The organism is uncultured Methanobrevibacter sp., assembly GCF_900314615.1.
GTDB lineage: Archaea > Methanobacteriota > Methanobacteria > Methanobacteriales > Methanobacteriaceae > Methanocatella.
Genome location: NZ_OMWA01000009.1, coordinates 1 through 12540 on the forward strand (window position 1 = coordinate 1; position 12540 = coordinate 12540).

General features: G+C 32.7%; 2 protein-coding genes. Both read right to left on the bottom strand.

The window, feature by feature from the left end:
* Positions 1 to 175 precede the first annotated feature (175 nt).
* Positions 176 to 508, bottom strand: a complete 333-nt coding sequence (locus QZN33_RS03880; RefSeq protein ID WP_296789637.1) for a hypothetical protein — start codon at positions 506 to 508, stop codon at positions 176 to 178.
* Positions 509 to 624: 116 nt separating this feature from the next.
* A complete protein-coding gene (locus tag QZN33_RS03885; RefSeq protein WP_296789638.1) occupies positions 625 to 12354 on the bottom strand; it encodes an Ig-like domain-containing protein in 11730 nt (3909 codons plus the stop codon).
* Between the last annotated feature and the right edge of the window lie 186 nt (positions 12355 to 12540).

Sequence of the window (12540 nt, forward strand, 5' to 3'; positions counted from 1 at the left end):
TAACGATTGAAAACAACTCAAAACAAGAAAAAAATAAAAGAACCACAGAACTCTAAAATAAAAACTAAAACCAAATAAACTTAAAAATAGAAAAAACAATAAAAATTAAGAAAAAATGGATTTATTGACAAACCCCTAAAAAAAGAAAAAAAATTAGTGAGAAAATGAATTCCCACTATTTAATTGTTATTTTTACTGATTTGCTTGAAGCTTTGTATGTTACGTCACCATCGTATTTAATGGAAGCGGTGAATTTGCCTTTTTTGGTTATTTTAAGGCTGAATGTTGCCTGACCTTTAGCGTTTGTTTTTGCTGTGTAGGTTTCACCATTGATTTTAAGGGTGACTTTTTTAGCTTTTGCAAGGTATGTTTTTCCATCGATTGATGATCCTTTGATGGTTTTTAAAGTTACTGTGTATTTTTTGGTTTTTGCAGTAGCTTTAAATGTTTTTGCGCTTGCAGAGATGGATGTAGGTTTTTTGTCGATAACTACTTTGTGAACTGCCATGGAAGCTTTGTAGTTTTCATCACCGAGGAATACTACTACAAATGTGTATAGACCTGCGTTTTTCAGGTTAATCTGAACAGCTGCATAACCGTTTGCATCAGTTGTTCTGTTTAATGTTACACCGTTGTAACCGATGTAGATGGTTTTATTTTGAAATCGCTACCTGCGTAGCTGAACTCAACAATAGCATTGTTGGTATTTTTAAGCAAGAACCAGCCATTCTCATCAGTAGTGATGTTTGCTTCAGCACCATTGATTTTGTAGACAACTGTAGCGTTTGCAATAGGATTACCCATGCTGTCAACTAAAACAGCATCAATATAACCTGATCCGTCAACAGTAACATTGACAAAATCGCTTGAAATCACAGAAGCGGCAAATGTTGCAGCTTTGTGGAATCCTGCATATGTATCGTCACCATCGTAGACAACAACAACACTGTGTTCGCCAGCAGTCAAGTTTTCAATTGGAATAACAGCATTACCGTTTTCATCTAAAGGAACAACAGTTTCAACACCATCGATGATAACTGAAACATTGCCTGTAGCACCAGGAACAGAAACAGTCACATTAGCAGATTCACCAGCTTTAACATCACCAGGAGTTGTAATTGTAGCATTTGAAACCTCTTTTACCGGTTCTGTCTGATTGGTATTAACAACAGCAGTACCATTTACATACTCAATAGGATACTCAACACCATCAACAATAACAGTTTTAGTCTTATTAGCTAAAGCTTCTTCTAATTGACGAGTTAAATCATCAATTTTAGCATTAGCATCAGCAAGATCATCAGCCAACTTAGTAGCATTAGCCTTAGCATCAGCCAACTCACCAGTTAAATTATCAACCTTAACCTTAGCATCAGCAAGATCATCAGCCAACTTAGTAGCATTAGCCTTAGCATCAGCCAACTCACCAGTTAAATTATCAACCTTAACCTTAGCATCAGCCAACTCACCAGTTAAATTATCAACCTTAGCCTGAGCATCAGCAAGATCTTCAGCCAACTTAGTAGCATTAGCCTTAGCATCAGCCAACTCACCAGTTAAATTATCAACCTTAGCCTTAGCATCTTCTAATTGTTCTGTTAAATTAGTGATATTCTGTTTAGCTTTTTCAAGTTCTTCTGGTAAGTCTGTATTAACAGTAGTGCCGTTCACAGGAGTAATATTGTATTCAACATCATCAATGATAATAGTAATATTATCTGGTAATTTGTCTCCAACATCAATAGTTTGTACACCAGATTCTGCAGCGTTATATTTATCATCACCACTGTAAGTAGCAACTACAGGATAACTACCAGCACCTAAAACAACCTCTAATCCACCATCAGCAACATCAACAGCATATCTAGTACCATTAACATCAATAACAACACTACCAGATGCACCATCAGTAACATTAAACTCAATGACTGATTTCTCACCAGATTTACCAGGAACAACAGTCAAATTAATATCAGAAGCTAATTTATCAACAGCAAATGCATATGTATCAAATCCTGCAGTATAAACATCAGTTTCCGGACTTTCAACAGTCACAATATAAGTTCCAGCTTTAGTGACTTCATAATCTTCAGAAACCTCTTTACCATTAACTTTAATAGTCAAAGCACCATCAGTTTCATTAACAACCTTAATTGATACATTATCACCGACTTTAACATCATTAATCGGATCTATTTTAATTACAGCATCTTTTTTAGCTACATTATAACCTATTGTTATTTGAGAAGAATCATATTTTGAACCTTCATTTGCAATATATTTAACGGTAATGTTGTTTTTACCAGATTTTGTTTGAGCAGGCAATGCGATAACAGTTTTCTTACCTGTGATTTCATATTCATTATCATTAATTTTTATGATTCCTTCTGCATCATCAGGAAGAGTTACAGTGACATTCACTTCATCACCAATTACTGTGTCTTCAGCTTCTACGTCAAATTCGTATTTGTATATTGGCCTTACTATGAATTCCTTTGAAATAGTGTTTTCAGTGTATCTTGAAGATCCGTAATATTTTGCAATTATTGTGTAATTTCCAACTCCTAAATCAGCGTTTGTATATTTATAATAATTATAGTTTAAGGTTTCAATTGCTGAATATAACACTTGTGAGTCTTTTAATAATTTGACATATACTTTACCAGGGTCAGGTACTGTAATATATGCATTTTCAGCTTCTCCAACAGTTATATTAGCTACATCCAAACCAAGTTGAGGTTCGATTTTATTTACTGTAATTGTTATTGTAGCTGATTTTTCTAAGTATTTTTCATTTTCAAGTGCAGTTACAGTAATGGTTACTTTACCACTCATAAGTCCATATACGACACCGCTTTGAGACACATCAGCAATTTCACCATTACTGCTTTCAAATACAAGTTTTCTGCCAGTAGATTCTGTTATGACTTCTAAAATCATTGTACCAAATACATCAATGCTTGTTGCACCATATACTATGATTGTTGAAGGATTTTTGTTTACTGTTACGGTAATGTTTTTACTGCCCGGAAGGTATTCATCGGTTTCTGCAGCATAAACAGTAATGTTTGCAGTTCCTGCTTTTTTACCTGTAACCTTACCAGTATTAATATCAACAACAGCAACACCAGTATCATTAGATTCATAAGATAAGACAGCACCATTAGCACTAGCATCAATGCTTAATATTTTATCTACACCAACAGAAGCTGATTCTCCATTATTAATGGTAATTATCGGATTAATTTTATTTACTGTTACAGTTGCGGTTGTACTTCCTTCACGATATTTATCTGTTTCATTCCAGCTCAATAAGATTACAGCATCTCCACCTTTAAGACCTGTGACATCACCGTTAGTATCAACAGTTACATTTTCCGGATTTTGAGAAGCATACACAATAGTTCCTTTAAAATCATCAGGTATACTTACAGTTAGATGTTTGGTTTCAAATACATCTAAAACCAGTGCCTCTGGAGTAATTACTGCATCAATCTTATTTACAGTTACTGTTAAGTTTTTACTGCCCGGAAGGTATTCATCGGTTTCAGCAGCATAAACAGTAATGTTTACAACACCACCAATAATACCAGTAACATTACCATCATCGCCAACAGCAGCAATACTAGAATTACATGAACCATAAGATAAGACTGCACCATTCGCACTAGCATCAATAACAAAACTATCATCAGCATCAACAGAAACAGGCACAGCATTGTTAATAGTGATAACCGGATCAATCTTATTAACCTGAACAGGTACATCAACACTGCCTGCATTATATCTTTCAGTTCCAGTCACACTTACAGTTATAACAACAGGATAACCTGTAACTCCCCTAATATTTCCTCTAGTATCAATAACAGCTCTACTTTCATTACCACTAGCATATTTTAAAATACCATCACTGTCTGTAGTGACATTAATATTAACTGTAGATTTCACATCAACAGAAACAGGATTTCCATTATTAACAGTAATAACAGGAGTGAGCTTATTAACAGTCACAATAATGTTTTTAGTTAACTCATTATATTTAGGGGTTTCAACTGATTTAACGGTAATATTTACAAGACCACCGGTTACACCAGTGACATTACCTTCAGCATCAACAGTTGCAACATTAGTAGCATTACTTGCATAAGTAATATCGCCCTTACTGGTTGTGTTAGCTCTTATAATCAAGTTACCATCCACATCAACCACATCACTCTCACCATTATAAATAGTGATTTGAGGAGTGAGTTTATTTACTGTTACAGTTAAGTTTTTACTGCCCGGAAGGTATTCATCGGTTTCAGCAGCATAAACAGTAATGTTTACAACACCACCAATAATACCAGTAACCTTACCATCAGCGCCAACAGCAGCAATACTAGAATTACATGAACCATAAGTCAATACAGCACCATTCGCACTAGCATCAATAACAAAGTACTCATCAGCATAAATGGAAACAGGTTCCTTATTGTTAATAGTAATAATCGGATTAATCTTATTAACCTGAACAGGTACATCAACACTGCCTGCATTATATCTTTCAGTTCCAGTCACACTTACAGTTATAACAACAGGATAACCTGTAACTCCTCTAATATTTCCTCTAGTATCAATAACAGCTCTACTTTCATTACCACTAGCATATTTTAAAATACCATCACTGTCTCCTTTAGTTGCATTAATATTAACTGTAGATTTCACATCAACAGAAACAGGATTTCCATTATTAATAGTAATAGTAGGAGTGAGTTTATTAACAGTTACAATAATGTTTTTAGTTGACTCTTTAAATTTGTCGTTTTCAACTGATTTAACAGTAATATTTACTTTTCCACCAATTATACCAGTGACCTTACCTATCGCATCAACAGTTGCAACATTAGGAGCATTACTTGCATAAGTAATATCGCCATCACTGGTTGTGTTAGCTCTTATAATCAAGTTACCATCCACATCAACCACATCACTCTCACCATTATAAATAGTGATTTCAGGAGTGAGTTTATTTACTTTAATTATTTTACTTACAGTTAAACCACTGTATTCAAGTGTTTCAGGCAGTGTTATTGTTACTTTAACTTCCCCACCTTTAATACCGGTCAATTCATTGCCAGATAAACTAGCAACTGATGTATCATTTATAGAATAAGTTAAAGTTCCATCGCTATTAGTGGTAGCATTTATAAGTATAGTTCCATCCACATCAACGGAATATGCCTGACTATCTGAAATAATAATATTTCCGATTTGCTTGTTTGTTACAACAACATTCACTTCAATGTCCTGTGAAGTGTAGTTTTCACTTTCGCCAATTGATATTTTTAAGGTGGTTGGACCATCACTAACACCTGTAACATTACCCTTAGTGTCAACAGTCGCAATATTGGTGTCTGTAATTTCATAGCTTAATGCGCCATTACCTAAATGTGTTGCAACAACAGGTTCTGTGTTTCCAACATGGAGCAGTACAGCTTCTGCTTGGAGGTTTGGTGAAGTTTTGACTACTTTTACAGGCACTTCAATACTATCTGAGTGATATTCACCAGTCCCTGAAATAGAAATAGTCAAAGTGGTTTCACCAATTTTCAATCCTTTTACATTTCTGTTTTCAACAGTTGCAATGTTGTTATCTGCAATTTTAAAGGATAATACACCATTGCTGTCATGAGTTACAGATATTTGTTTTGTGTGATTATATTCAACTTCCAAATTTTGTGCATGAAGATTTGCAGGTAGCTTTTCAACATGTACATTGACATCATAGCTTCCAGAGAGGTACTTTTCGGTTTCTTCCCAACTAATAGTGATAACCACATCTCCACCTATTTTACCTGAAACAACACCATCCTGACCAACATATGCAATATTATTATTCTGACTTTCAAAAGTAATTTCGGCACTAGGATAATCATCAGGTCTTTGAACAACAAGAGAATTGGTATCTTTCACATTAACAACAATTTCACTAGCATTAATTTTAGCTTCAATTTTATTGACAGTTACAGTAATGTTTTTGCTTCCTGGCAAGTACTGGTCATTTTCAGCTGAATAAACTGTAATATTTACAACACCAGAAATAACACCTGTGACAACACCATTTGCATCAACAGTAGCAACAGCAGTATTATTAGATTCAAATGTTAATGTTCCACTACCAGTAGCTCCAATGTCCAATGTAGAACCAGCATCAACTGAAGCGGTTTCACCTTTTTCAATTGTTATTGTAGGTTTGATCTTATTTACAGTTACAGTTACAGTTTCACTGCCTTCAAGATATTTAGGAGATTCAGCCCAGCTTAATGTAATAACTACGTCTCCACCTCTAAGACCTGTGACATCACCGTTAGTATCAACAGTTACATTATCTGGATTTTGAGGTGTGTAAACAATAGTGCCATCAAAATCACCAGGTTTATTTACAGTTAAACCTTTAGTCTCACTAACATTAACTGTTAAAGGAACTGCAGAGATATCTGCAGTAATTTTTTTGACAGTTACAGTTACATTATAGCTTCCTTTTTTGTATAAGTCTGTTTGAGTCCATTTGATAGTAATTATAGCATCTCCACCAGTAATACCAGTAACTTTACCATCATTATCTACACTGGCAACAGCAGGGGTTTTGCTTTCATAAGTGATTTCACCGTTATAGTCTGTAGGTTTATTGACAGAAATTTCCTTATCTGCATTTACATCAACATTAAAGTCAGAAGCATCAATAACAGCATCAATTCTATTGACTGTGATTGTAATGTTTTTGCTGCCTGCTAAGTAATTATCAGTTTCAGGCACGCTAACAGTTATATTAACTTTTCCTGCTTTAAGACCAGTTGCAACATTGCCTTCCAGACTTACAATACCTGTTTCATTAGGGGTATATGTTAAGTCTGCACCACTATCCACGTTTGCATTAATATTTATAGAAGATTTTACATTGACAGAGTCTGTTTCGCCGTTTTTGATTGTGATAGTAGGAGCAATTCTATTTACAGTAATGCCTACTGTTTTTGAAACTGCATTATGGTTTCCGTCTGGGGTTGTAGTTACGTTTAATGTGTATTTGCCTACGGTCAAATTACTTACAGTAATAACATTGCCGGTCAAATCAATTACCGCTTCATCATGGTCAATGACTTTGATGTTTGCTTTCTCCACAGTACCTCCAGTTACAGTGAATGTGGTTGTGTTTGATGAGAGATAATTAAATACTATATAATCATTGCCTAAGATTAATTCTGAGTCAACTTTGTTTACTGTAACAGTAATGTTTTTCTCACTGGCCAAATAATCATCACTTTCTTCATATCTGATTGTGAGATTTGCTTTTCCAGCACTTTTAGGTGTGATTTTACCGTTTGTATCAACAGTGAATACGGAAGTGTTTGTGCTTATAAATGTTAATCCTACACTTTTTAATTTATACAGATTATTTAAATATTCCGGAGTTAAATTCACATTAATATCTTTAGGCTCGCCATCATAGTCAAAGGAGATTGGCTCAGCAGTAATTCCTGATGTGTCCTTGTTTACAGTAATGTCAAGAGTAATGCTTGAAGATACATAACTATCATCTTTTGTCGGATTAAATGTAATAGTAAGCTGTGCAGTTCCTGCTTTTAATCCTGAAATTGATTGAGAATTGGTAACATCAATTATTGTAGAATTATCAGTTGTATATGAAAATGTACCTTCAACACCTGAAGGAGTTACGACTGGAGATATTTCATCTAAAATGTTGTGATGAGCAAGTACGCTAATGCTTGTATCATCTAGTGAAATTTGAGTTGGGGTTTTACTGATTTCAAAAGTGATATTCACATATTTATCAGATACACCTAGATTTTTAAAGAAATTAGCAGTAATATTACCGGTACCTAATTGTGTTGGAGTGTAAGTGATTTCATCACCCATTTCAGCTGATCTCTTATCAATTTCACCATTTTCAGCAGATAGTGTCAAGTTAACATCATGGAGTTTTGATGCATCATAATTGGAAACTTCACCGTTATTATATGATTGGAATACAAACTTACCAAGATATATGTCTGTAATATTCATTTCCCTGTCAAAAGTTGCATTTACAAACAGCCAGTTGTCAGGTACAACGTCACCATATTCATTAATTGGTACTTGGTCATAATTATCTATTGTACTACCATACCAGTTGTTATCTATTGTAAATGGTCCATTACTAAATACTCTTCTTGCATGATTGTTTAAAAAGATTGAATTTGAAACGACTGTATCTGATTGACCGTACACCATAGCAGCCGAATAGTCTTCACCCATATTTTCAATGAAAAGACATTTATCAATTTTTAAATTGTCCTTATCATTATGAACTATAGAGCGAGTACCAGTCTCCCGATTTTTTATGAAAGTACTGTTAAATATTAAGGAATTAGATGCTCCAATATATACTGCAGCACCACAATCACCAGAATTGTTAAAGAAAGTTGAATTTATGATATTTGAACCATCTGACCAGGCAGTACAAATAGCACCTCCTTTTTGGTCAAAACCTGCAGAGTTATTATTGAAAGTACTGTTAACAATAGTTAAATTATTTCCATAATTGGCAATCGCACCACCTTCTCCAGTTACAGTATTATGGATAAAAGTACTATTGATAACAGTTAAATTAGGTTTATCATTTCTAATAGCTCCACCTTGTGGTGAGGTATTATTAATGAAAGTAGTATTATATATATAAACATCCTGAGCATAAGATTGGATAGCACCACCTTGTTCTTTTGCAGTATTATTAATAAGTTTACTGTTTATAAGTGAGAATGCTTTTGTTGCACGAATAGCACCACCACCCCAACCTGAAGTACCATTAATAAAAGTACAGTTAGATATAATTGAATTTTCACCATCCATATATATAGCACAACCATCGACAGAGGTACCGTTTATGAAAGTACAACCAGAAATCTGTGTTCTGCCAGCATATTCATGTAAATAAATAGCACCCCCCGGAGAAGAGGCAGTACCATTTATAAAAGTACAATTTGTCACATAAGAAGTATATAAAAGATAAACAAAACCGCCACCATATGCAGTACCATTGACAAATGTACAGTTTATAATATGCATGTTTGAGTATGAAAAAATAGCTGAACCCCAGTTAGAAGTTTTAGTATTGGTAAATTTAATATTTTTTAAGTCTACACCAGGATATTCAGCATCATGTATATTAAATATATTACACTGATTTTTTGCATCAATTGTAAAACCATGACCATCAATTGTTAACTTTTTAGTAATTTCAATCTGAGTATCACCAGTTTGATATATGAAATCTCCATACAGATTGATGACATCACCAGCATTAGCTTCGTTGATGTATCTTTGTAGTCTTTCAAAATCAGTTTCACCGATAACTCTTCTAAATTTAGAAGTTTCATATTCAGCAGTAATGGAACCTTTAGCTGAAACGGAAGTGTATTCAACATCATACTGACCTGATTTATTTAATTTTATTTCAGTCTCATCGAAATTAAGGTTTTCTTTAGATAACTTAAATGTAATGTCAGGCAGGTTGTAGTCATCATCGATACTGCTTTGTTTTGTTGTGGCATCATATAATTTTAATGTAACGATTGCATGGTTGGCTGTTTCATCATCAATATCCAGATAGTACCATGACTTAAGTGCAGAAGACGGAGCTACATATTCACCAAAAGTATAATTTTCACGTGTATGTCCAAACCAGCACTTTTCAATAGTTGCAGAATCTGTCACAGAAATCTGATTTTCACCATTATTCAATAAAATAGAATCATATACCTTAAGATTATTGCCTTCAGAATATATTACTGATCCTTCACTAGCAGAACCATTTGTTAAAATGAGATTCTTGATAGTTACACCCTGAGCATTTTCAGTTACATTAAATATTCTTGATTGACCTCTTGCATCAATTGTAAAACCATTACCGTCAATTGTCAATCCAGGCTTATCGATAACAATACCATTAACAATAGAATCTATATGAGGAGTATAGGTGTAGTTACGTGTCAGTTTAATCTCTTCATATGCATTAGCACTGTTTATTAACTCTTGCAAAGCATCAAATTCAGCTTCTTTTATCTCCAAATCATATTTGAATGTCTCATATTGAACACTTAACAAACCAGTTTCAGAAGTTAAAGCATATTCAAGGTCATATTGTCCTGTTTTATTCATTTTCATTTTTCTATTGTCAATTGTTAGGTTTTGCGGAGTTAAGCTGAATGTGATGTCTGGCAGGTTATAGTTTTCAACAACACTTGACTCGCCGGTTGAACGATTATATAATTTTAATGACCAAATTAAATGATTTCCTTTACTTGTTACATCAAAATAATACCAGTTATCAACAAATGGCCTTTCATTAACTATTAACGGACATTCATCAAAGTTATCCGCATCATTTCCAAACCAATTATTTGAAATGATTGGATTATTACTAAAAATATATCTACCTTCATGATTTAAGAAAATGGAATTTGTAATTTGAGCCATATAATATATTGCTGAAGTACTTTTACTCACATCAGAAACTGTATTATTAATAAAAATACATCGGTCTACAATACCTCCATTTCCATCATAATTGTAAATAGCTCCACCATCATTTAATGCAAAATTGTTAATAAAAGTAGAGTTTGCAATACTTCCTAAATCATTATTAATAGAATAAGTACCCCAGATTGCACCACCATTATTTGAAGCGTTATTATTTTTAAAAGTAGAATTGTTAATTTGAATTCTTCCAGAATGAGAAGCTATTGCGCCACCCAACTTAGCTGAATTATTAATAAACATTGAATCAGCACTAGTTATATTAGATTCATATGCATATATAGCTCCACCATAATAATTTGCAGAATTGTTTATAAATTTGGAATTAATAATATCCAAAGTTACGGAATTAGAATATATTACAGCTCCTCCACTATTACTTGATGAATCTGTATTGTTTACAAAAGTTGAATTATTAATTTTAATATTTCCTTTGGAAGCATATATTGCACCACCACCAGAGCTATCAGAATTATTAATAAACTTTGAATCAATACTAGTTATATTAGATTCAGATGCATATATAACTCCACCATAATTACTTGCAAAACTGTTTATAAATTGTGAATCAATACTAGTTATATCAGATTCAGATGCATATATAACTCCACCCCAATAATAATTTGAAGAAGTATTTATAAATTGTGAATTAATACTAGTTATATTAGATTTGGATGCATATATAGCTCCACCATAATAATCTGCAGAATTGTTTATAAATTTTGAATTAGTACTCTTTATAATACTTCCAGATGTACCATATATAACTCCACCATGATATATTCCTTTATTATTTTCAAAAGTTGAATTGTCAATATAATTATTATTTGAATTATATAAATAGACTACTCCACCATAAGTAGCTTCATTATTTTCAAAAGTTGAATTGTCAATATAATTATTATTTGAATTATATAAATAGACTACTCCACCAGAACTACCAGTATTTTTTTCAAAAGTTGAACTGTAAATTTGAATTTCTGCAGACCATGCATATATTACTCCACCAGAACTACCAGTATTTTTTTCAAAAGTTGAATTGATAATTTGAGTAGTGGCACTATATAAAAAGATTGCACCACCATATTTTCCAGAACTGTTTATAAATTCAGAATTCCTAATAATAAAATCACCAGATACTGCATATATAGCACCTCCACCATAATTTGATGAATCTGTATTATTTATAAAAGTGGAATTTATTATATTCCAATTATTAGAGCGAATGTTTATAGCCCCTCCAGCATAATTTGTTCCTAAATTCGTATTTTTTATGAATGTACAATTAATCACATTTCCTACAACTTGCTTGGAAGAATAAATAGCCGCACCACCATAATATGCTTTACCATTCATGAAAACTATGTTCTTAAAGGTCACATGCAACCCGGGATTAACAAGAAAAATAGCACTTTCACCTTTACCATCTATCTTATGGTTTTGACCATCTATTGTTAGATTCTTATCAATTGTAACACCATCATACCTAGTTTCATAATCAGACCCCATATCATATTCATAATCCCTATCCAAAACAATAGTTGATCCATCTGTTGCACTATTTATAGTTTGTTGTAAATCGGATAATGCATTTTCATTATCTGCCTTCAAAATTTCAACATCATCATTACTTTCCAGACTATAATCTTGAGACGTAGCTTCTACAGTCTCATTAGCAACACCAATAGTGACATCATCACTATCAGCAGCACTAATTGCCGAAATTGTAAAAAGCATACATATAATCAACATTATAGCGATTATCTCTCTTTTAAATTTCATATAAAATCTCCATAAATAAACTATTAATTTATAATATTATTATTTATTCACAATATAATATTTAAATTATAGTGAACTTAATGTAAAATAATCATTCCAAAAAAATAAACAATTTTATAATATAATTTTAAAAAAATATATTAACATTGAAAAATAATTAAAAAATATAAGATTAATATAATAAAT

Coding starts and splice junctions, on each gene's coding strand:
- QZN33_RS03880 (WP_296789637.1), bottom strand. CDS start 508: ATGGCAGTTCACAAAGTAGTTATCGACAAAAAACCTACATCCATCTCT.
- QZN33_RS03885 (WP_296789638.1), bottom strand. CDS start 12,354: ATGAAATTTAAAAGAGAGATAATCGCTATAATGTTGATTATATGTATG.